The organism is Nocardia puris (assembly GCF_003315035.1).
GTDB classification, from domain to species: Bacteria; Actinomycetota; Actinomycetes; order Mycobacteriales; family Mycobacteriaceae; genus Nocardia; species Nocardia puris.
Window position 1 is genome coordinate 53370 of sequence record NZ_QNRE01000020.1, and the last position, 25531, is coordinate 78900.

Annotated in this window: 1 protein-coding gene and 1 pseudogene; both read left to right on the plus strand. The window is 71.4% G+C overall.

Going from position 1 to position 25531, the window contains the following annotated elements; genetic code table 11:
* Positions 1 to 47: 47 nt before the first annotated feature.
* Positions 48 to 15395, plus strand: a pseudogene (locus DFR74_RS31870) (amino acid adenylation domain-containing protein); the annotation flags it as partial.
* Positions 15396 to 15634: 239 nt separating this feature from the next.
* Positions 15635 to 25531, plus strand: a 9897-nt coding sequence (locus DFR74_RS31875) for a non-ribosomal peptide synthetase (protein ID WP_113975380.1), incomplete at its 3' end; no start/stop codon positions are given.

Sequence of the window (25531 nt, forward strand, 5' to 3'; positions counted from 1 at the left end):
GAATGACCAGTACGGCTCGGACACGACCGGTCCGCACGCGCCGTCAACGGGTCATCACCCTGCCGCACCTGATGGCCGCCGCCGTCGAGGCGGGGCCGCAGTCGGTCGCCGTCGTGCACGCCGACGCGACCGCCACCCTCGGCTCGCTCACCTACGCCGAACTGGACGAGCGCTCGAACCGGCTGGCCCGGCTGCTGTTCGCGCGCGGCGTGGGCCCCGGCGATCTGGTCGCGGTGGCCGTGCCGCGCGGCCTGGACTCGGTGGTCGCGGTGTGGGCGGTCGCCAAGACCGGCGCCGGCTTCGTGCCGGTGGACCCGAACTACCCGGCCGATCGCGTCGAGCACATGGTCACCGACTCCGACGCGGTTCTCGGTCTCACCGTCGGCGCCGTGCGCGCGGGCCTGTCCGAGCGGGTGGAGTGGCTGGTCGTCGATGGCGACGAGCTGAGCGAGGCGCTGGCGCAGGCGTCGGCCGAGCCGGTCACCCACGTCGACCGCCCCCGCGCGATCCGCGCCGAGGACGCCGCCTATGTCATCTACACCTCCGGTTCGACCGGCCTGCCCAAGGGCGTGGTGGTCACCCAAGCCGGGCTGGGCAGCTTCTGCGAGGAGCAGCGGCAGCGCTACCGGGTGAGCGCCGACTCGCGCACCCTGCACTTCGCCTCGCCCTCGTTCGACGCGTCGGTGCTGGAACTGCTGCTCGCCCTCGGCGGCCCGGCGACCATGGTGGTGGCCGACCCGTCGGTGTACGGCGGCGACGACCTGGCCGCGCTGCTGCGCCGCGAACGGGTGACGCACGGCTTCATCACGCCCGCCGCGCTCGCGTCGGTGGACCCCGCCGGACTCGATGACCTGCGCGTGGTAGTGGCCGGTGGCGAGGCCTGCCCGCCGGAACTGGTGCGCCGCTGGGTGCTGCCGATCGCCGAGGGGACTCGCGAGTTCTACAACGGGTACGGCCCCACCGAGACCACGATCATGACCAATATCAGTGATCCGCTGGTACCGGGCGAGGTCGTCACCATCGGCGCGCCGATTCGCGGCATCACCGAATACGTGCTGGACGAGCGGCTCACGCCGGTGCCCGGCGGCGTGGTCGGCGAGCTGTACATCACCGGCGCCCAGCTCGCGCGCGGTTACCACCGGCGCCGCGCGCTCACCGCGTCGCGATTCGTGGCGAATCCATTCGAGCCCAGCGGTTCCCGGCTCTACCGCACCGGCGACCTGGTGCGGTGGACCGCGAGCGGCGCGCTGGAATACATGGGCCGCAACGACTTCCAGGTCAAGATCCGCGGCTTCCGCATCGAGCTGGGCGAGATCGACGCGGTGCTCGCCGCACACGACTCCGTCGACTTCGCCGTCACCGTCGGGCACAAGATCGACAGCGGCGCCACGATTCTCGCCTCTTACGTGCACGCCGCGCCCGGCGCGACGGCGGACCCGGCCGAACTGATCGCCTGGGCCGAGCGCAGCCTGCCCGCCCATATGGTGCCGACCGCGCTGACCGTCCTCGACGCCATTCCGCTCACCCCGGTCGGCAAACTGGACCGCGACGCGCTGCCCGCGCCCGTGCTCGAGCAGAAGGAGTACCGCGCCCCGCGCACGCCCGTCGAGCAGGTCCTGGCCGAGGTGATGGCCGAGGTGCTCGGCGTCGAGCGGCTCGGCGTGGACGACGACTTCTTCGCCCTCGGCGGCGACAGCATCACCTCGATCCAGGTGGTGTCGCGGGCGCGGGCGCGGGGCGTGGTGTTCACTCCCCGTGAGCTTTTCGCCACCCGCACCATCGACCAGCTCGCCGCGCTGGCCCGCACCGAGGACCCCGAGACGCTCGCCGACGACTTCGCCTCGCGCGAGCTGGTGCGCCTGGACGACGCGGAACGCGCCCGCCTGGCGGCCGCCTACCCCGGCCTGTCCGATATCTGGCCGCTGACGCCCTTGCAGTCGGGCATGCTCTTCCACGCGCAGCTGGCCGAATCCTCCATCGACGCCTACATCACCCAGTTCGTCATCGACCTCGGCGGCGAGGTCGACCACGACCGCCTGCGCGCCGCGGCGGCGGGCGTGCTGGGCAGGCACGCGAACCTGCGCGTCGCGTTCACCGAGGACGCGGCGGGCGATCCGATCCAGATCGTCCTCGACGACGTCGAAGTGCCCTGGCAGTACCTGGATCTCAGCGGCGACACCGATCCGGACGCGGCCTTCACACGCCTGCTCGACGCCGACATGCTGCGCCGGTTCCCGATGGACTCCGCGCCGCTGCTGCGCTTCACGCTGGCGCGCACCGGTCCCGGCACGCACCGCTTGATCGTCACCAGCCACCACATCCTCATCGACGGCTGGTCCATGCCGCTGCTCACCCGCGACCTGCTGACCTGGTACGCGCTCGGCGACGGATCGGTGCTGCCGCCCGCCCGCCCGTACCGCGACTACCTCGCCTGGCTGGACGCGCAGGACCAAGAGGCGAGCCGCGCGGCCTGGCGCGCCGCCCTCGACGGCGTCACCGAACCGACCCCGCTCGCGCCCGTCGATCCCGCGCGCGAGATCGCTGCGGGCATCGGCGTGGTGGATCTGGCGCTCTCCGAAGCGGATACGGCCGCGCTGTCGAGTCTGGCCGCCGCGACCGGCGTCACCGTCAACACCATCGTGCAGGCCGCGTGGGGCCTGCTGATCGGGCGCGCGACCGACCGCGACGACGTGGTGTTCGGCGCGACCGTATCGGGCCGCCCGCCCCAGCTGGCCGGGGTGGAGACCATGGTCGGCCTGTTCCTCAACGCGATCCCGGTGCGCGTGCGGCTGCGGCCCGGCGCGACGCTGGCCGAGCTGCTGCACGCCGTGCAGGCCGAACAGGCCGAGCTGCTCGACCACCACTACCTGGGGCTCAGCGAGATCCAGGGTCTCGTCGGGGTGGAGGGGCTGTTCGACTCGCTGGTGGTGTTCGAGTCGTTCCCCATCGACCGCGAGGCGCTGAACACGGCCGGTGAGATCGCCGGCGGCCTCACCGTCACCGGTGCGCTGGCGGTGAACGGATCGCACTACCCGCTCACCGTGATGGTGATTCCCGATGCGGCGCTGCAACTCTCGTTCAAGTACCTGCGCGACGTGTTCACCGAGGACGATGTGCGCGCGCTGGCGGGCCGCTTCACCGCGCTGCTGCACCGCTTCGTCACCGAGGCCGACGCGCGCGTGGCCGACGTGGACGTGCTGACCGCCGCCGAACGCGCCGAGCTCACCGCCCGCAACGCCACCGACGTCCCGGAACTCGTCGACGACGCGACCCTGATCCGCCTGTTCGACGCGCAGGCCGACCGCACCCCCGACGCCCCCGCCGTGCTGGCCGAGGGCGTCACGCTCACCTATGCCGAGCTGCGCGAGCGTTCGGCGGCGCTGGCCGGTGCGCTGGCCGCGCGTGAGGTGGGCCCGGAAGCGCTTGTGGCCGTGGCCATGCGGCGGTCGGTGGAGCTGGTGGTCGCGGTCTACGCGGTGCTGCGGACCGGGGCTGGGTACGTGCCGATCGATCCCGATCACCCGGCGGAGCGCAGCGAGTTCGTGCTCGCCGGTGCCGAGCCTGTTTGTGTGTTGACCAGGGCCGCGGACGAATTCACCACTTCGGCGGACATTCCCGTTGTGGCAGTGGACGACTTGACGGGCGCACCTTTGGCGGCGGCACCGGTGGTGCGCCCCGACAACGTGGCGTACGTGATTTACACGTCGGGTTCGACGGGTCGTCCGAAGGGTGTGGCGATCACGCATCGGCAGATGGTGAATCAGTTCCGGTGGGCGCAGAGTGCGTATCCGCACGACGGTTCGGATGTGGTGTTGCACAAGACGCCGATCACGTTCGATATCTCGACGTGGGAGCTGTTCTGGCCCTTGCAGGTCGGGGCGGCGATCGTGGTCGCCGAGCCCGACGGGCACCGCGATCCGGCGTACCTGGCGCGGACCATCGACGAATTCGGCGTCACCTCGGTGCATTTCGTGCCCTCGATGCTGGACGCCTTCCTCGACGGCGCGGAGGCCGACGGACGCCACGAATCGCTGCGCTGGGTGTTCGCGGCCGGTGAGGCGCTGTCCACCGAGACCGCCACGCGTTTCGCCAAGGCGCTGCCCGGCACCCGCTTGGAGAATTGGTACGGCCCCGCCGAGGCGACGGTGGTGACGGCCCATCCCGCCGCCGACGCCGAGGGCGTCTCGGTGCCGATCGGCGTGCCGGTCGCGAATACCCGTGTGTACGTGCTGGATCGGCAGCTGCGCGAGGTGCCGCCCGGTTCGCCGGGTGAGCTCTACGTCGCGGGTGTGCAGTTGGCGCGCGGCTACTACCGCGCGGCGGGGCTGACGGCCGAGCGGTTCGTCGCGCATCGCGACGGGCAGCGGCTGTACCGCACGGGCGACGTGGTGCGCTGGCGCGCCGACGGCACACCGGCGCTGGAGTACTTGGGCCGCAGCGATTTCCAGGTGAAACTGCGCGGCCAGCGCATCGAGCTGGGTGAGATCGAAGCGGTGTTGCTCGGCCACGATACGGTGCACCGGGCCGCCGTCGCGCTGGTCCACGGTGCGGCGGGCGACCGCCTGGTCGCCTACGTGGTGGCCGAGGGCGACGCGCGGATCGAGGAGACGGCCGTGCTCGACCACGTGCGCGCGCACGTGCCGTCGTACATGGTGCCCTCGGCGGTGGTGGTGCTGGACCGCATGCCGCTCAACGCCAGCGGCAAATTCGACCGCAAGGCGCTGCCGAAGCCGGAGATCGCGGGCCGCGCGCACCGCGAGCCCGCCACCGACGCCGAGCGCACGGTCGCCGCGGTCTTCGCCGAGGTGCTCGGGGCCGACCGGGTGGGCGCCGACGACGACTTCTTCGACCTCGGGGGCAACTCGCTGGCCGCCACCCGGGTCGCGGCCCGGCTCGGCCAGGCGATCGGCGCCCGCGTGCCGGTGCGCGCCGTGTTCGAGGCCCCGACCGTCGCCGGCCTGGCTGCCGCGCTCGGACGCGGGGCGGGTGGCCCAGCCCGGCAGGCGCTCACCGCCGGACCGCGCCCCGATCCCGTTCCGCTGTCGCTGGCCCAGCAGCGCATGTGGTTCCTCAACCGGTTCGACACCGCGTCGGCGGTGAACAATCTGCCGGTCGCCGTGCGGCTCACCGGCGAGCTGGACGTCGCCGCGCTGCGCCAAGCTGTCGGCGACGTGGTCGCGCGCCACGAGACGCTGCGCACCGTATACCCCGTGGGCGCGAACGGCGTTGCCCATCAAGTGATCCTGACTCCCGACCAGGCGACGCCGGATCTGCGGCCGCAGCCCGTCACGGCGGGGGAGCTGGGCGAGCGCATCGCCGCCGCCGTGTCGGCGGGCTTCGACGTGACGACCGAAACGTCGTTCCGCGCGGAGCTTTTCGAGGTGGTGGGCACCGACGAGCACGTGCTCGTCGTGGTCGCGCACCACATCTCCGCCGACGGCTGGTCGATGGGTCCGCTGACCCGTGACGTGATGCTCGCCTACGCCGCCCGTCACGCCGGGCAGGCGCCCGGCTGGGCGCCGCTGCCGGTGCAGTACGCCGACTTCAGCGTGTGGCAGCGCGCGGTGCTCGGCTCGGAAGACGATCCCGCGAGCCTGATCTCGGCGCAGGCCGCGTACTGGCGGGAGGCGCTGGCGGGCCTGCCCGACGAGCTGAACCTGCCCGCCGACCGCCCCCGCCCGGCCGCGCAGTCGTTCGCGGGCGGCACCGTCGCCTTCACCGTCGACGCCGCCCGCACCGAACGGCTGGACGCGCTGGCCAAGGACCACAACGCGACCTTGTTCATGGTGTTGCACGCGGCGTTGGCGGTATTGCTGGCGCGGTTGTCGGGAACCGAGGACGTCGCGGTGGGTACGCCGGTGGCGGGTCGTGGTGAGGCCGAACTGGACGATGTGATCGGCATGTTCGTCAACACGCTGGTGCTGCGCACCGCCGTGCCCGGCGACACCGGTTTCGACACCCTGCTCGACGTCGTCCGCGAAGCCGACCTCGGCGCGTTCGCCCACGCGGACCTGCCGTTCGAGCGGCTGGTCGAGATCCTGAACCCGGCGCGTTCGACGGCGCGGCATCCGCTGTTCCAGGTGATGCTGTCGGTGCAGAACCTGCCCGAGAACACCCTCGAACTCCCGGGCCTGCGCGTCGAAGCCGTCGACTTCGACATCGACACCGCCAAGTTCGACCTGATGGTCGGTATCAAGCAGTCCGCGGCCGGGCTGTACGCCGAGATCTCCTACGCGAAGGACCTTTTCGACGCCGACACCGTGCGCGGCTTCGCGGATCGGTTCGTGCGCCTGCTGGGGACGATTGTGGACAACCCGGCCACACCGGTCGGCGACCTCGACCTCCTCGCCGAGGACGAGCGCGCCCGGCTGACCGCTCCGCCCGCGCGGCGGGAGATCGGCTCGGCGGCGACGCTGGTCGAGCTGTTCGAGGCCCAGGCGCGTAAGACGCCATTCGATCCGGCTGTGATCGATCGCGCCGCCGTGGGTCAGACGGAGTGGACCTACGCGGAGTTCGCGACGCGCGTGCACCGGTTGGCGCGTCGTCTGGTGGATGCGGGTGTGGGTCCGGAGACGCTGGTGGCGTTGGGTATTCGGCGTTCGGTGGATCTGGTGGTCGCGATGTACGCGGTGCTGGAGGCCGGTGGCGGTTACGTGCCGTTGGATCTGGATCAGCCCGCCGACCGCATCCGGTATGTGCTGGAAACGGCTTCCCCGGTGTGTGTGCTCACCACGGAGCGGGATGGGTTCGATACGGCGGCCGTGGGATTCGACGGTGAACTCCCTGTGCTCACCGTCGATACGGAGGATCTGTCCGGGTACCGCGCGACGCCGCTCACCGATGCCGATCGGCGTGCGCCGCTGACCGGTGCGCATCCGGCGTACGTGATCTTCACGTCGGGTTCGACCGGTCGGCCGAAGGGTGTGGCCGTGCCGCATTCGGCGGTGGTGAACCAGATCCGGTGGATCACCGCCGAATACGGTATCGGCGACTCCGACACCGTGCTGTTCAAGACGCCGGCGACGTTCGATGTGTCGGTGTGGGAGTTGTTCGGTTCGCTCACCACGGGCGCGCGTCTGGTGGTCGCCACCGCCGACGGTCACCGCGATCCGCATTATCTGGCGGACACCATCGCCGCCGAGGGTGTGACGATCACGTCGTTCGTCCCGTCGATGCTCACGGTGTTCGCCGGTACGGCCCGTCGGGAGGCGCTGGATTCGCTACGGGCGTTGCTGGTGGCGGGTGAGGCGTTCACGAGTGCGGAGGTCGCCGCGATTCGCCGGGTGACCGATGCGGAGCTGCACAATCTGTACGGCCCAACGGAATTCACCGTCCACGCCACGTATGCGGCGGTGGATGAGCAGGTTACGGGTGCTGTTCCGATCGGCGTGCCGGTGTGGAACGCGGCGGCGTATGTGCTCGATGCGCGTCTGCATCCGGTGCCGGCCGGTGTCGCGGGCGAGTTGTATCTGTCCGGTGATCAGGTCGCGCGTGGCTACTTGTCGCGTCCGGACCTGAGCTCCGAGCGTTTCGTGGCCGATCCGTCCGGTGCTCCGGGTGCTCGCATGTATCGCACCGGTGATTTGGTGCGCTGGAACCGGGATGGTGCGCTGGTCTATTTGGGCCGCACCGATTTCCAGGTGAAGCTGCGCGGCCTGCGCATCGAACTCCCGGAGATCGAAGCGGCTCTGCTCGGTGACGACGCCGTCGCGCAGTCGGTCGTGGTCGTACGCGAAGACCCGCACACCGGCGACCGCCTGGTGGGTTACGTCGTACCCGAGGCGGGACAGACCGTCGACACGGTGGCACTGCGCGAACGCGCCGCCGCGGCGTTGCCGGCGTACATGGTGCCGTCGGCGCTCGTGGTGCTCGACGAGATGCCGCTGAACCCGAACGGCAAGCTCGATCGAAAGGCGTTGCCGGAGCCGGTCTTCGAGCAGGCCGTCTTCCGCGCGCCGAACACGCCCGTCGAACAGATCGTGGCCGGAGTGTTCGCCGAGGTCCTCGGCGACGGCGACAGGCAACTCGGCCTCGACGACGACTTCTTCGCCCTGGGCGGCAATTCGCTGCTGGCCACCCAGGTCGCCGCCCGCATCGGCGCGGCGCTCGACACCGCCGTGCCCGTGCGGCTGCTCTTCGAGGCATCCACCGTCGCCGCGCTCGCGGCCGCCGTGGAACAGGCCGACGGCGAGCGGATCGCGCTGGTCGCCGGACCGCGCCCCGAGCGCGTCCCGCTCTCGCTCGCGCAGCGGCGCATGTGGTTCCTCAACCGCTTCGACGCCGAATCGGCCGCCTACAACATCCCGATCGCGGTGCGCCTCAGCGGTGATCTCGATATCGACGCGCTGCGCCTGGCTGTCGCCGACCTGATCGAACGCCACGAAATCCTGCGCACCGTCTACCCGCAGACCGACGCGGGCCCGGTACAGGTGATCCTGCCCGCTGACGGCGACGTGCCGACCCTGGCCGTGCGCGCGCTCGACGCCGCCGAACTGGAATCGGCGATGGCGCACCTGATCACGACGCAGTTCGACGTGACCGCCGAGGTGCCGCTGCGCGCCGCGCTGTTCGATTTGGGCGGTGCGGAATACGTGCTGGCGATGGTGGTGCACCACATCAGCGGCGACGGTTTCTCCATCGGCCCGCTCACCCGCGACCTCATGATCGCCTATGCCGCACGGACTTCCGGCGCGGCGCCGGGCTGGTCGCCGCTTCCGGTGCAATACGCGGACTTCAGCATCTGGCAGCGCGCGCTGCTCGGCGACGAAGACGATCCGAACTCCCGCGCGGCGGCCCAGATCGCCTACTGGCGTGACGAATTGGCCGGCCTGCCCGACCAGCTGGAGCTGCCCACCGATCGCCCGCGCCCGGCCACCCAGTCCTTCGCGGGCGCGAAGATCCCCGTCGAGATCGACGCCGAAACCCACCGCGCGCTGGCCGAATTGGCGCGTGCCGAGGGCGCCACGCTGTTCATGGTCGTGCACACCGCGCTCGCGGTGCTGCTGGCGCGCCTGTCCGGCGGCGACGACATCGCCATCGGCACCCCGATCGCGGGGCGCGGCGAGGCCGCGCTCGACGACCTGATCGGCATGTTCATGAACACCCTCGTGCTGCGCGCACGGGTCGCGCCCGGCGCGCCGTTCACCGAGATCCTGGCCGCCCAGCGCGCCGCCGACGTGCGCGCCTTCGCGCACGCCGACGTGCCGTTCGAGCGACTGGTCGAGGTGCTGAACCCGGCGCGCTCCACCGCGCGCCACCCGCTGTTCCAGGTGGGCCTGTCCTTCCAGAACATGGCCGCGGCGGATCTGGAGCTGCCGGGCCTGCGCGTGGCGGGCGTCGACATCGAGACCCACCTCTCGCAGTTCGACCTGCACCTGATCGTCGGCGACCGCTACGACGAGACCGGCGCGCCCGCGGGCATCGGCGGCACGCTCACCTACGCCACCGACCTGTTCGACGCCGAGACGGCGCGCGCCGTGGTGGACCGCTTCCACCGCGTCCTGGCCGCCGTCGTCGCCGAACCCTCGGTGCGGGCGGGGGAGATCGAGATCCTCGACGACGCCGAACGCACGCGAATCCTGCGCTCCTGGAACGCGACCGAGCATCCGGTCGACCCGGAGACCACGCTGGTGGACCTGCTCGAGGCCACGGTCGCCGCGCGGCCCGAGGCGATCGCGCTGAGCGGAGACCGGCCCGGCCACGACCTCACCTTCGCCGAACTGGACGCGCGGGTGAACCGCCTCGCGCGGTACCTCCTTTCGCTGGGTGTCGGCCCGGACGAGCGCGTCGCTCTGGTGTTGCCGCGCTCGGTGGACCTGGTGGTCGCGATGTATGCCGTGGCCAAGGCGGGCGGCGCGTATCTGCCGCTCGACCCGGACATGCCGGTCGACCGCACCACCTACATCCTCGACACGGCCGCGCCCATCTGCGTATTGACCAGTGCGGCAGTCGGTTTCACCACCGACGCGGCCCCGGTCTTCCGCCTGGACGATCTGGATCTCGCGGCGGTCGACCCCGCCCCGATCCGCGCCGGCGAGCGCCGTGCCCCGCTGCGTGCCGCGCACACCGCCTACGTGCTGTTCACCTCCGGCTCCACCGGCAGGCCCAAGGGCGTCGCGGTACCGCACGGCGCGATCGTCAACCAGATGCTGTGGATGGTGGACGAATTCGGCATCGACGCCGACGACGTCACCCTGCTCAACATCCCCGCCACCTTCGACGTCTCGGTGTGGGCGTACTGGTCGCCGGGCGTGTGCGGCAGCAGGCTGGTGATCGCCGCGCCCGACGGCCACCGCGACCCGGTGTACCTCACCGACCTGATGCGCGCGAGCGGCGTCACCACGCTGCACGTGGTGCCGTCCATGCTGGACGGGCTGCTCACCGCGGCGGGCGGCGAGACGAGCCCCGCGCTGCGGCGGGTGCTGGCCATCGGCGAGGCGCTGCCCGCCGCCGTCGCGCAGCGGTTCGACGTCGCCAATCCCGCAGTGGCGCTGCTGAATCTGTACGGCCCGACCGAGGCGGCGGTCTCGGTCACCTGGCACCGCATCGGCCCCGGTGACACGCTCACCGTGCCGATCGGCGTGCCGGAGTGGAACACCGGCGTCTACGTGCTGGATCAGCGGCTGCGGCCGGTGCCCGCCGGGGTGTCGGGCGAGCTGTACCTGTCCGGTGTGCAGTTGGCGCGCTGCTACTTCGCGCGGCCCGATCTCACCTCGGATCGTTTCGTGGCCAACCCCTTCGAACCCGGCGCGCGCATGTACCGCACCGGCGACCTGGTGGCCTGGCGCGCCGACGGCACGCTGATCTACCGGGGCCGCACCGACTTCCAGGTGAAGGTGCGCGGCTTCCGCATCGAACTCGGCGAGATCGAGGCCGCGCTGCTGCGCCGCGACAGCGTCGCCGAGGCCGCCGTCTTGGCCCACTCCGACCCGCATCTCGGGGATCTGCTCGTCGCGTACGTGTCGTCGGTGGACGGCGCCGCGCTCGACACCGAGGCGGTGCGTACCGCGATCGCGGCCGAATTGCCCTCGTACATGGTGCCTTCGGTGTTCGTGACGCTGGATCGGCTGCCGCGCAACCCCAACGGCAAACTCGACCGCAAGGCACTGCCCGCGCCCGAGCTGGAAGGCGCGGCGTTCCGCGCGCCCGCGACGCCCGTGGAGGAGATCGTGGCGGGCGTGTTCGCGGACGTGCTCGGCGTCGAGCGGATCGGCGCGGACGACGACTTCTTCGCCCTCGGCGGCAACTCGCTGCTGGCCACCCAGGTGGTGGCCCGGCTCGGCGCCGCGCTGGCGACCCGGGTGCCCGTGCGCGAACTGTTCGAGGCTTCCACCGTCGCGGCGCTCGCCGTGCGGGTGGAGCGGCACGCGGGTGCGGGCGGCAGGCCGGCGCTGACGGCGGGTCCGCGCCCCGAGCGGGTGCCGCTCTCGCTGGCCCAGCAGCGCATGTGGTTCCTCAACCGGTTCGACCCGGGCGCGGCCGTCTACAACATCCCGGCCGCCGTGCGGCTCACCGGCGACCTGGACGTCCCCGCGCTCGTCGCGGCGGTCGGCGACCTGCTGGCCCGCCACGAGGTGCTGCGCACGGTCTACCCGGCCACGCCGGAAGGCCCCGTCCAGCGGGTGCTGCCGCTCGATCAGGCGGTGCCCGCCGTGACCGTCGAACCCGTCGCGGCGGCGGATCTGCCCGACCGCGTGCGCGCCGTGGTGACGGCGGGCTTCGACGTGACGGCCGAAGTGCCGCTGCGGGTCGCGCTGCTGCGCGTCACCGGCACCGAAAAGCCAGAGCACGTCGTGGTTTTCGTGGCCCACCACATTTCCGCCGACGGCTGGTCGATGGGTCCGCTGACCCGCGACGTGATGGCCGCCTACGCCGCCCGCACGGCCGGGCTGGCCCCGAACTGGGCGCCGCTGCCGGTGCAGTACGCCGATTTCAGCCTCTGGCAGCGCGCCGTGCTCGGGTCCGAGGACGACCCGGGCAGCCTGATCTCCGCGCAGGCGGCGTACTGGCGCGCTGCGCTGGCGGGCCTGCCCGACGAATTGAGCCTGCCCGCCGACCGGCCGCGCCCCGCGGTCCCCTCCTACGCGGGCGGCCGGGTGGCGTTCGAGGTCGACGCCGAGGTCCACCGGGCGCTCACCGAGCTGGCGCGCACCGAGAACGCGACGTTGTTCATGGTGTTGCACGCGGCGTTGGCGGTGTTGCTGGCGCGGTTGTCGGGGACCGAGGACGTCGCGGTGGGTACGCCGGTGGCGGGTCGCGGTGAGGCGGAGTTGGACGATGTGATCGGCATGTTCGTCAACACGCTGGTGCTGCGGACCCAGGTGCCGGGCGCGCTGTCGTTCACCGAACTCCTCGCCGAGGCCAAGGAAACGGATCTGCGCGCGTTCGCCCACGCCGACCTGCCGTTCGAGCGGTTGGTGGAGCTGTTGAACCCGGCGCGTTCGACGGCGCGGCACCCGCTGTTCCAGGTGATGCTGTCGCTGGCGAACCTGCCGGAGACCGAATTCGAGCTGCCCGGCCTGCGCCTCGGCGCGGTCGAGCTCGAGTCCGACACCGCGAAGTTCGATCTGTCGCTGACCGTCAGCGAGGCGGGTGGCGCGCAACCCGGTGGGCTGTACGCCGAATTCTCCTACGCCAAGGACCTTTTCGACGCCGACACGGCGCAGGGGTTCGCGGACCGTTTCGTGCGGCTGCTGCGGCTGGTCGCGGACAACCCGGCGGCACCGGTCGGCGATCTGGACCTGCTCGCCGAGGGGGAGCGCACCGCCCTGCTCACGCCGCCCGCGCGACGGGAGATCGGCGGTGCGGCAACCCTGGTCGACCTGTTCCAGGCGCAGGTTCGTGAGACGCCGCTAGATCCGGCCGTGATCGATCGCGCCGCCGTGGGTCAGACGGAATGGACCTACACCGAGTTCGCGAGCCGCGTGCACCGGTTGGCGCGTCGTCTGGTGGATGCGGGTGTGGGTCCGGAGACGCTGGTGGCGCTGGGTATTCGGCGTTCGGTGGATCTGGTGGTCGCGATGTACGCGGTGCTGGAAGCGGGCGGTGGCTACGTGCCGCTGGACCTGGATCAGCCCGCCGACCGCATCCACTACGTCCTCGACACGGCCGCCCCGGTGTGTGTGCTCACCACGGAGCGGGACGGATTCGACACGGCGGCCGTGGGATTCGACGACGACGCACCTGTCCTCGCGGTCGATACGGAGGATCTGTCCGGCTACGGGGACGAGCCGCTGACGGACGGCGACCGCCGCGCGCCGTTGCGCGCGGCGCATCCGGCGTACGTGATCTTCACGTCGGGTTCGACGGGCCGTCCGAAGGGTGTGGCGGTGCCGCATTCGGCGGTGGTGAACCAGATCGGTTGGATCACCGACGAATACGGCATAGAGGCGAGCGATACGGTCCTGTTCAAGACACCCGCGACGTTCGATGTGTCGGTGTGGGAGTTGTTCGGTTCGCTCACCACGGGCGCGCGTCTGGTGGTCGCCACCGCCGACGGTCACCGCGATCCGCATTATCTGGCGGACACCATCGCCGCCGAGGGTGTGACGATCACGTCGTTCGTCCCGTCGATGCTCACGGTGTTCGCCGGTACGGCCCGGCCGGAGGCGCTGTCCTCGCTGCGCACACTGCTCATCGCGGGTGAGGCGTTCACCGCCGCCGAAGTCGCCGCGATTCGCCGGGTGACCGATGCGGAGCTGCACAACCTGTACGGCCCAACGGAATTCACCGTCCACGCCACGTACGCGGCGGTCGACGATCACGTCACGGGTGCTGTTCCGATCGGCGCGCCAGTGTGGAACGCGGCGGCGTACGTGCTCGACGCGCGCCTGCACCCGGTGCCGGCCGGTGTCGCGGGCGAGCTGTACCTCGCCGGTGACCAGGTCGCGCGCGGCTACCTGTCGCGTCCGGACCTGACTTCGGAGCGTTTCGTCGCGGACCCGTACGGCAAACCCGGCACCCGCATGTACCGGACCGGTGATTTGGTGCGCTGGAACCGGGATGGTGCGCTGGTCTATTTGGGCCGCACCGATTTCCAGGTGAAGCTGCGCGGCCTGCGCATCGAACTCCCGGAGATCGAAGCGGCTCTGCTCGGTGACGACACCGTGGCCCAGTCGGTCGTCGTGATGCGGGAGGACCCGCACACCGGCGAACGGTTGGTCGGCTACGTGGTGCCCAAAGCCGGGCAGACCGTCGACACGGCGGCCTTGCGGGAACGGGCGGCCGCGGTCCTCCCCGCGTACATGGTGCCGTCGGCGCTCGTGGTCCTGGACGAGATGCCGCTGAACCCCAACGGCAAACTCGATCGAAAGGCGTTGCCGGAGCCGGTCTTCGAGCAGGCCGTCTTCCGTCCGCCGAACACGCCGCTGGCCTCGGTCGTGGCGACCGCGTTCGAGGAGGTGCTCGGCACGCGGCAGCTCGGCCTCGACGACGACTTCTTCGCCCTGGGCGGCAACTCGCTGCTGGCCACCCGCGTGGTCGAACTGCTGCGCACCCGCACCGGCGCCGAACTCACCGTCGCCGCGTTCTTCGTCGATCCCACCGTCGAGGGACTGGTCGGACAGGTCGCGGCGGCGCTGGAGGCCGGGCACGACTACGACGGGGCCACCGACAGCGCCCTGGCCGTCCTGCTGCCCATCCGGGCGGCGGGCGAGCGGGCGCCGCTGTTCTGCCTGCCGCCCATGGCGGGCATGTCGTGGAGCTACGCCGGCCTGGCCCGGTTCCTGCCCGCCGACCAGCCGATCTACGGTCTGCAATCGCCCGCGCTGAGCGAGGACGACTTCGACCCGGCGGATGTGTCCGACCTGGTCGACCGCTACGTCGCCGAGATCGTGGCGGTGCGGCCGCACGGGCCGTACCGGCTGCTCGGCTGGTCGCTCGGCGGCCTGCTGGCCCACGGCGTGGCCGCCGCGTTGCAGGCGCGGGGCGAGCGGGTGGAGCTGCTCGCGATCCTGGACGGCGTCCCCGCGCCGGACCTGGACGACTTCCGCGCCGAAGTGCGCCAGGCCTTCGCGGGCCTCGGCATCGACCTGCCCGCCGACGCCGACCTGGCCACCTTGGACGACGACGCCCTCGCCGCCGTGCACGCGGCCCTGGTCACCGAGCCCGCGCTGTTCACCCTCGACCGGCTCGGCCGGATCTATCGGGGCGCGCTGCGCACGGTCGAACTGGCCGCGGCCCACCGGCCGGGCGTCTTCGAAGGGCGGGTCGACTACTTCACCGCCACCATCCCCGAAGCGGACGGCCGCACACACGGTGGCCCGGCCGACTGGGCGCCCCACGTGCGCGGGCCGATCGAGAACCATCCGATCGCGACCACGCACTTGGCGATGACCTCGCCGGAATCGCTCGCCGAGCTGGGGCCGCGCCTGGCCGCCCTGCTGGAGCAGGGGTGAGGTGACGCGTTTCCCGCGCGGGCTCCGGTGGCGGTAGCCTCAGCGCGATGTAACACCGCCTCCGAGGCGGCCGATCGGTCAGATGCCGATTTCGACCAGACCGATCGGCCTGTTGCGGCTGCCCGCCTAGACTGATGAGATTGCTCGGACCGCGCCGACCCACGGCAGTTCAGGATGGGCGGGGACCGACCGCCGGGGTGGTGCGGTGAAGCTGGACGCGAGAGGTGAATACGCTCGACATGGAAACTGCCCGCCGTTCTCCTCGCGGTAGTCGTCGTCGCAGGTCAGGCAGTCCGCTCTTCGGGCAGTTGCTCACCGCCGCCGTCGAATCCGCCGCCGACGAAGTCGCCGTGCGCTACGCGCCCTCCGCCGATCCCGAATCGGTCATCGAACTCACCTATCGCCAGTTGGACGAGGACTCCTCCCGGCTGGCCAGGGAGCTGATCGAGCGCGGTGTCGGCCCCGGCGACGTGGTCGCCATCGGCATTTCCCGCTCGGTGGCCTCGGTCCTGTCGGTCTGGGCGATCGCGAAGACCGGCGCGGCCTACGTGCCCGCCGACCCGAACTATCCGGCCGACCGGATCGCGCACATCGTGTCGGATTCGGGGGCCGTGGTCGGCCTGACCACCATGGCCCACCGTCGCGCGCTGGGCACCGGCGTGTACTGGATCGAACTGGACGACCCGGTGGTCGCCGAGCGCATCCTGCACCGCGAACACCGCCCCATCTCCTACGCCGACCGGGTGCGCCCGCTCGACGAGCGGCACCCGGCCTACGTCATCTACACCTCGGGGTCCACCGGCAAGCCGAAGGGCGTCGTCGTCACCCACACGGGGCTGGCCGGGCTGGTGGCGGCCGAGCGGGAGCACTACAAGATCGACGGTGACGCGCGCGTGCTGCACGTGTGCTCCCCGAACTTCGACGTGTCGGTGCTCGAGCTGCTGCTCGCATTCTCGGCGGGCGCGACGCTGGTGATCGCGCCGCACACCGTCTTCGGCGGCTACGAACTGGCCGATCTGCTCGCGCGCGAGCAGGTCACCCACATGCTCATCACGCCGGGCGCGCTGGAATCGGTGGATCCGGCCGGTCTGGACGAGCTGGGCACCGTCGTGGTGGCCGGTGAGAAGTTCGGTCCGGAACTGGTCGCGCGGTGGGCCGACGGCACCCGCGAGTTCTACAACGGTTACGGCCCCACCGAGGCCACCATCCTGGCGACCAGCACCGCGCCGCTGTACCCCGACGAGCCGATCACCATCGGCACCGCCATCCCGGGCGTCGGCGCGTTCGTGCTGGACGCCCGGCTGCGGCCGGTGCCCGCGGGTGTCGTGGGTGAGCTGTACCTGTCGGGGCCCGCGCTGGCGCAGGGGTATCTGAACCGGCCGGGGCTCACGGCGGAACGCTTCGTCGCGAGCCCGTTCGGCGCGCAGTCGGGCGCCCCGGGCGCGCGGCTGTACCGCACGGGCGACCTGGTGCGGCGCAACGAGGCCGACGGCACCCTCGAGTACCTGGGCCGCTCGGACTTCCAGGTGAAGATCCGCGGCCTGCGCATCGAGCTCGGCGAGATCGACAACGCCCTCACCGCGCACCCCGATGTCGACTTCGCCGCCACCCTCGGCCGCGAATTGCCTTCGGGCGCCACGGCTCTGGTGTCGTACGTGCTGCCGCGCACGGGCGCCACGCTCGACACCGCCGCCCTCACCGAGTTCGTGGGCCGGACGCTGCCCGCGTACATGGTGCCCACGGTGATCATGGTGCTGGACGAGATCCCGCTGACCTCGGTCGGCAAGCTGGATCGCGCCGCGCTGCCGGAGCCGGTGTTCGCGGCCGGGGAGTACCGCGCACCGTCCACGCCCACCGAGGAGATGGTGGCGGAGGTGTTCGCCGCGTTGCTCTTGCGCGACGACGCCGAGGCGCGCGTGGGCGCCGACGACGACTTCTTCGAGCTGGGCGGCAACTCACTGCTGGCCGCGCAGGCCATCGCGCGCGTCGGCGCGGCGCTGGGCGCGCGGGTGCCGATGCAGTTGCTGTTCGACGCCTCCACCGTCGCGGGTCTGGCCGAGGAGCTGGACCGGTACGTGGGCACCGCGTCGGCCAGGATCGCGCTGGAGCCCCGGGAGCGGCCCGAGCGGGTGCCGCTGTCGTACGCGCAGCAGCGCATGTGGTTCCTGAACCGCTTCGATCCCGCCAGCGGGGTCAACAACATCCCGGTGGCCGTGCGGCTGTCGGGTGCGTTGGACGTGGCCGCGCTGAATGCGGCAGTGGCGGATCTGGTGCACCGGCACGAGGTGCTGCGCACGGTCTACCCCGAATTCGACGGTGCCGGTTATCAATTGGTGCTGCCGGTGGAGGATCCGCGCGCGGTGCCCGAGCTGGGGGCCGAGCCGGTCGGCGCGTCGAATCTGGTGGAGCTGGTGACCACGGCGGTCACCGCGGGCTTCGACGTCACCGCGGCGCCGCCGATCCGGTTGCGGCTGTTGGAGATCGGTGAGTCCGAGCACGTGCTGGTGTGCGTGGTGCACCACATCGCCGGTGACGGTTTCTCGATGGGCCCGCTGACCCGCGACCTGATGACGGCCTACGCCGACCGCGTCGCGGGCCGCGCCCCGCAGCTCGCGCCGCTGGCTGTGCAGTACGCCGACTACGCGCTGTGGCAGCGTGAGGTGCTCGGCACCGAGGACGATCCGGAATCGCTGCTGGCCCAGCAGGTCTCGTTCTGGCGCGATCGGCTGGCCGGGCTGCCCGACCAGCTGGAACTGCCCTCGGATCGCCCGCGCCCGGCCGTCGCCTCCTACCGGGGCGGGGTGGTGCGCTTCGAGATCGGCGCCGAGACGCACACCGCGCTGGGCGAGGTGGCGCAGCGGCACCATTCGACGCTGTTCATGGTCGTGCACACCGCGCTCGCGGTGCTGCTGGCCCGGCTCTCGGGAACCGAGGACATCGCCATCGGCACGCCCGTCGCGGGGCGCGGCGACGCGGCGCTGGACGACCTCATCGGCATGTTCGTGAACACGCTGGTGCTGCGCGACCGCGTCGATCCCGCCGCCACCGTCGACGACCTGCTCGAGACCGTGCGCCACGGCGATCTCGCCGCGTTCGGGCACGCGGACGTGCCGTTCGAACGCCTGGTGGAACTGCTCGACCCGGTGCGCTCGGCCGCGCGGCACCCGCTGTTCCAGGTGATGCTGACCTTCCAGAACCTGGAGCGCACCGAACTGGCGCTACCCGGCCTGACGGTGTCGGGTGTGGAGATGGCCGTGCCGCTGGCCAAGTTCGACCTCCAGTTCGCCGTGGCCGAACGCGTGGCGCCGGACGGTTCGCTGGACGGAATGTCGGCCGAGATCACCTATGCCACCGACCTTTTCGACGAGGCCACGGTGCGCGGGTTCGCCGAGCGGTTCGAGCGGGTGCTCGCCGTGCTGGCCTCGGATTCGGCCGCCGTGGTCGGGGATATCGACCTGCTGACCGACGCCGAGCGCGCGGCGGTGCTGCGCACGTGGAACGACACCGCGCATCCGGTGCCCGCCGAGACGCTGGTGTCGCTGTTCGAGCGGCAGCGCACGGCGACCTCCTACGCGACGGCGCTGGTCTTCGAGGGCGAACGCCTCACCTACGCCGAGTTCGGCGCCCGCGTGCACCAGCTGGCCCGCCACCTGCTGGCCGCCGGCGTGGGCCCGGAGTCGTTGGTGGCGTTGGCGATTCGCCGTTCCACCGAGCTGGTGGTGGCCATGTACGCGGTGCTGGAGGCGGGCGCGGGCTACGTGCCGCTCGACCCCGACCAGCCCGCCGAGCGCATCGACTACGTGCTCGACACCGCGCGCCCCGCGCTGGTGCTCACCACCTCGCGCGACGGGTTCGGCACCGCCGTCGCGCCGGTCCTCGAGGTCGACGCGCCCGAGATCGCCCGGTACGACGCGACACCCATCACCGCCGCCGAACGTGCGCGGCCGATCCGCCCCTCCGATACCGCGTACGTGATTTTCACGTCGGGTTCGACGGGTCGCCCGAAGGGTGTGGCGGTGTCGCATTCGGCGATCGTGAATCGTTTGCTGTGGATGCAGGATTCGTATCCGTTGGGTGCGGATGATGTGGTGTTGCAGAAGACTCCGGCGACCTTCGACGTGTCGGTGTGGGAGTTCTTCTGGCCGTTGCAGGCTGGTGCGCGCTTGGTGGTGGCGAAGCCGGACGGTCACCGTGATCCGGTGTATCTGGCTCAGGTTATTGCCGAACACGGTGTGACGACGGTGCATTTCGTGCCGTCGATGCTGTCGGTGTTCGTCTCGACCCTCGGCGAGGGTGCCGACGCGCCCCGGGTGCGGCAGGTGTTCGCCTCGGGCGAGGCGCTGCCCGCCGTGACGGCGCGGCGGTTGCGCGAGCTGACAGGTGCGCGTCTGCACAACCTGTACGGTCCGACCGAGGCCGCGGTCGACGTGACGTATCACGAGGTCGTCGACGCCGACGAGGTGTCGGTGCCGATCGGCCGCCCCGTCTGGAACACCCAGGTCTACGTGCTGGATTCGCGTCTGCGCCCGGTCGCGCCGGGTGTCGCGGGCGAGCTGTATCTCGCGGGCGATCAGCTCGCGCGGGGATACCTCGGCCGTCCGGATCTGACGGCGGACCGTTTCCTCGCGAATCCGTACGGCCCCGGCGGTTCTCGGATGTACCGCACGGGCGACCTTGTCACCTGGACCGCCGACGGTGAACTGGAGTACTTGGGCCGCACGGACTTCCAGGTGAAGTTGCGTGGTCTGCGGATCGAGCTGGGCGAGATCGAGGCGGCCCTGCTGGCCCAACCCGGTATCGCGCAAGCGGTGGTCGTGCTGCGCACCGATGAGCACGCCGGTGACCAGCTGGTGGGCTACCTGGTGCCCGAACCCGATGTCACGCTCGAAACCGAGTCCGTGCGCAAGGAACTCACCGGCGCGCTGCCGGGCTACATGGTGCCCGCCGCGCTGGTGGTGCTGGACGCGTTCCCGGTGAACGCCAGCGGCAAGCTGGACCGGAAGGCGTTGCCCGCGCCCGTCTTCGGCGGTTCGTCGGAATACCGGGCCCCCGGCACACCGATCGAGCAGGCCGTGGCCGAGGTGTTCGCCAGCCTGCTCGGAGCGGGCGAAGTGGGCCTCGACGACGATTTCTTCGCGCTCGGCGGCAACTCGCTGCTGGCCACCCGCGCGGTCGCGCGCCTCAACGCCGCGCTCGACGCGAATGTCGAAGTGCGCGAACTGTTCGAGGCGCCCACCGTCGCCGCGCTGGCCGCCCGCGTGGTGCCCGGTGTGGCCGTCGACATCCGGCCGCCGCTGGTGGCCGGGCCGCGCCCGGAGCGCGTGCCGCTCTCGCTGGCCCAGCAGCGGATGTGGGTGCTCAACCGCATCGACCCCGGTTCGGCCGCCTACAACATCCCGTTCGCCATCCAGCTCGCCGGTCACCTCGACGTGACCGCGATCGGTCAGGCCGCCCTCGACGTGCTCGAACGCCACGAGGCGCTACGCACCCGGTTCCCCGCCGACGAGGACGGAAAGCCTTACCAGGAAGTCCTTTCCGTGGCCTCGGTGCTGCCCGAAGGACTGCAATCCGAACAGCCCGCCCACATCATGGGCCGGGTCGTGGAGCTCATGGGCTCGGGCTTCGACGTGACCGAGCATCCGCCGGTGCGGATCGCGCTGCTCAACGGCGGCGTGCCCGACAAGCACCTGCTGGTGCTCGTCGCGCACCACATCGTCGCCGACGGCGCCTCGCTCGCGCCGCTGGCCCGCGACCTGATGACCGCCTACATCGCCCGCGTCGAGGGTGAGGCGCCCGGCTGGGCGCCGCTGCCCGTGCAGTACGCCGACTTCGCGCTCTGGCAGCGCGAAGTGGTGGGCGCCGAGGACGATCCGGACTCGGTGGCCGCGCGCCAGCTCGCGCATTGGAAGCAGCGGCTGGCCGGGCTCACCGGCGCGGCCACGGTGCCGCAGGACCGCCCGCATCCGCCGGTGCCGTCCATGCGCGGCGCCTCGGTGGGCGTCACGCTGCCCGCCGACGTGCACGCCGATCTGGCCCGCATTGCGCGGGAACAGAATTCGTCGCTGTTCATGGTGGTGCACGCGGCGCTGGCCGTGCTGCTCGCGCGGCTCACCGGCGACACGGACGTGGCCATCGGCACGCCCATCGCGGGCCGCGGTGAGCGCGCCCTCGACGGCCTGGTCGGCATGTTCGTCAACACGCTGACGCTGCGCACCACCGTCGACCCCGACGCCACCTTCGCCGATCTGGTGCGCCAGGCCCGCGAAACCGATCTGGACGCGTTCGCCAACGCCGACATCCCGTTCGAGCGGGTGGTCGAGACCGTCGCGCCCGGCCGCGCGGGCAGCGCGAGCCCGCTGTTCCAGGCCGTGCTGGCCTTCCAGAACCTGGAGCGCCCCACGCTGGAACTGCCGGGATTGACCGTCGGCGTGCTGGATTCGGAGGCGATCGCCGCCAAGTTCGACCTGCTGCTCAACGTCGAACCGCGCCACCGCGCCGACGGCGCGCCCGACGAGCTGGCGACCATGTTCACCTACGCCACCGACATCTTCGACGACGTGACGGTGCGCGGGTTCACCCGCATGCTGGCCACCGTGATCACGGCGGTCGCCACCGACCCGGAGCAGCCGGTCGGCGCCATCGATCTGCTCACCCCCGCCGAACGGGACCGGCTGCGCCCCAACCGGATTCCGGTGTCCCGCGTGGTCACGCTGCCGCAGCTGCTGCAGTCGGCGGTGCACAGCAGCCCGGACGGCCTGGCCGTGGTGGAGGGCGACGCCACCGAGCGTTTCGCCCAGCTCACCTACACCGAGCTGGAATTGCGCTCCACGCTGCTGGCCCGCCACCTCATCGCGCTCGGCGTCGGCCCGGAATCCGTGGTCGCCATCGGCATTCCGCGCTCGGTGGAGTCTGTGCTCGCGGTCTGGGCGATCACCAAGACCGGTGCGGCGTTCGTGCCGGTGGACCCCGGCTACCCAGCCGAGCGCGTCGCGCACATGATCGCCGATTCGGGGACCGTGCTCGGTCTCACGCTGTCGGGTGCCCGTCCGGCGCTGCCCGGCAGCGTGGAGTGGCTGACACTCGACGACATCGACTTCGTCCGCGGCCTGATGGTGTACTCGGCCAAGCCGATCGTGGACGCCGACCGCGTGCGCCCGCTGCGGCCCGAGCATCCGGCCTACGTCATCTACACCTCCGGGTCCACCGGCACGCCGAAGGGCGTCGTCGTGAGCCACGCGGGCCTGTCCGCGTTCTGCGACGAGCAGCGCGAGCGCTACCGGGTGATCCCCGGCATGCGCACCCTGCACTTCGCCTCGCCCTCGTTCGACGCGTCGATCCTGGAACTCCTGCTCGCCGTGGGCGGCGGCGCGACCATGGTCCTCGCCACCCCCGATATCTACGGCGGTGAACAGCTCGCCGCGCTGCTGCGCCGCGAACGGGTGACGCACGCGTTCATCACGCCCGCCGCGCTGGCGTCCATGGACCCGGCCGGACTGGACGAACTGCGGGTGCTCGTGGTGGGCGGCGAAGCGCTGCCGCCGGATCTGTTGCGCCGCTGGGCGGTTCCGTCCGGGCCCGGCCCGCGCCAGTTCTTCAACGCCTACGGCCCCACCGAGGCCACCGTCGTCTCCAATATCACCGCGCCGATGGGTCCGGACACTCCGGTCACCATCGGCCCGCCGATTCGCGGTGTCGCGGAATACGTGCTGGACCAGCGGCTGCGCCCGGTGCCGACCGGCGTGGTCGGCGAACTCTACCTTTCCGGCGCGCAGCTGGCACGCGGCTACGGCGGGCGCTTCGGCCTGACCGCGAGCCGCTTCGTCGCCGACCCCATCGCCGGCGGGGGCGCGCGGATGTACCGCACCGGCGACCTGGTGCGCTGGACCCGCGACGGCGATCTGGAATACGTGGGCCGCAACGACTTCCAGGTGAAGGTGCGTGGCTTCCGCATCGAACTCGGCGAGATCGACGCCGTGCTCACCGATTTCGAGGGGCTGGACTTCGCCGCCACCGTTGGGCACGAACTCGATGGCGGCGCCACCATTCTGGCGTCCTACGTGCACGCCGCGCCCGGTGCGACCGTGGATGTGGCCGCGGTGCAGCGGTTCGCCGAGGAGCGGTTGCCGCGTCACATGGTGCCGACCTCGATCACCGTGCTGGACGAGATCCCGCTCACCCCGTCGGGCAAGCTCGACCGGCGCGCGCTGCCCGAACCGGCCTTGCAGGCCACCGAGTTCCGCGCGCCCAGCGGACCTGCGGAAGAACTCGTCGCGCGGTTGTTCGGCGAGGCGCTGGGCACCGAGGAGCCGGTCGGCGCCGACGACGACTTCTTCGCCCTCGGCGGCAACTCGCTGATCGCCACCCAGGTGATGGCCCGGTTGGGCGCCGAACTCGGCGGCCGGTTCGAGGTGCGCGAGCTGTTCAACGCGCCCACGGTGGCCGGGCTGGCCGAGCGCATTCAGGGCGCTGTCGCCGCCCCCGCGCGACCCGCGCTGGTGGCAGGCCCGCGCCCGGAACGGATTCCGCTCTCCCCGGCACAGCGGCGGTACTGGTTCCTCAACCAGTTCGACACCGCCGCCTCGGCCGTCGACAACATCCCGCTCGCCGTGCGGCTGTCGGGCGCGCTCGACGTGGACGCGCTCGGCCACGCCGTGGCCGACGTGGTGGCCCGGCACGAGGTGCTGCGCACCACCTACCCCGGCGGCGACGACGCGCCGTACCAGGTGATCCACCCCGTTCCCGCCGTGGCGCCGTCGCTGACGCCGGTGGACGTGACCGAGGACGAACTCGCCGGCGCGGTGGTCGAATTCGCGCTCACCACCTTCGACGTCACCACCGAGGTGCCGTTCGCGGTGCGACTGCTGCGCCTCACGCCCACCGAGCACGTGCTGGCGATGGTGGTGCACCACGTCGCGGCCGACGGTTCCTCGATGAACCCCCTCGCGCGCGACGTGATGGTGGCCTACGCCGCCCGGATGCGGGGCGCCGCACCGGAATTCACGCCGCTGCCGCTGCAGTACGCGGATTACGCGCTGTGGCACGACGCCGTGCTGGGCGCCGAGGATGATCCGGAATCCCTTGCCGCCCAGCAGATCGCGTACTGGCGCGAGACCCTGGCCGGTCTGCCCGACCAACTGGAACTCCCGGCCGACCGCCCGCGCCCGCCGGTGCAGTCCTTCCGCGGCGCCACCCTGCGCACGGTCGTGTCGCCGCGACAGCACGCCGCGCTGCACGAGCTGGCGCGGGCGCATCAGTCCTCGCTGTTCATGGTCGTGCACGCCGCGCTGGCGGTGTTGCTGGCGCGGTTGTCCGGCACCGACGACATCGCCGTCGGCACCCCGCTGGCCGGGCGCGGTGAGCGCGAACTCGACGACCTCGTGGGCATGTTCGTCAACACCGTGGTGTTCCGCACCCGGATCAGGCCGGGGGAGCGGTTCACCGAGCTGCTGGCCGAGGTGCGCGAACGCGATCTGGAGGCGTTCGCCCACGCCGACGTGCCGTTCGAGCGACTGGTGGAGGTGCTCAATCCGCAGCGCTCCACGGCGCGCAATCCGCTGTTCCAGATCGGTCTTTCGTTCCAGAACCTGGGCGAGACGACTTTCGAACTGCCCGGGCTCACCGTCGGCGCGGTCGATTTCGACGCCAACCTGGCCAAGACCGACCTGCAACTCACCGTCACCGACCGCTACGCCGAGGACGGCACGCCCGCCGAGTTGGTGACCGAATTCGGTTATGCCACCGACCTGTTCGACGAATCCACGGTCCAGGGCTTCGCCGACCGGTTCGCCCGCGTGGTGGACGCGATCATCGCCGACGCCACGGCGCCCGTCGGCGCGATCGACCTGCTGTCGGACGAGGAGAGCGAACGCATCCTGCGGGCCTGGAACGACACGGCACACGCGGTGGACACCGAGGCCACGCTGGTCTCACTGCTGGACGCCTCGGCCACCCGCACGCCGCAGGCGACGGCCCTGGTCGCCGACCGGCCGGACCGCCCGCCGCTCACGCTGACCTACGCGGAGCTGGACTTCCGCGTGAACAAGCTGGCGCGGTATCTGATCGGGCGTGGTGTGCGTCCGGAGGATCGGGTGGCGTTGGCGATTCGGCGTTCGGCGGATCTGGTGATCGCGATGTAC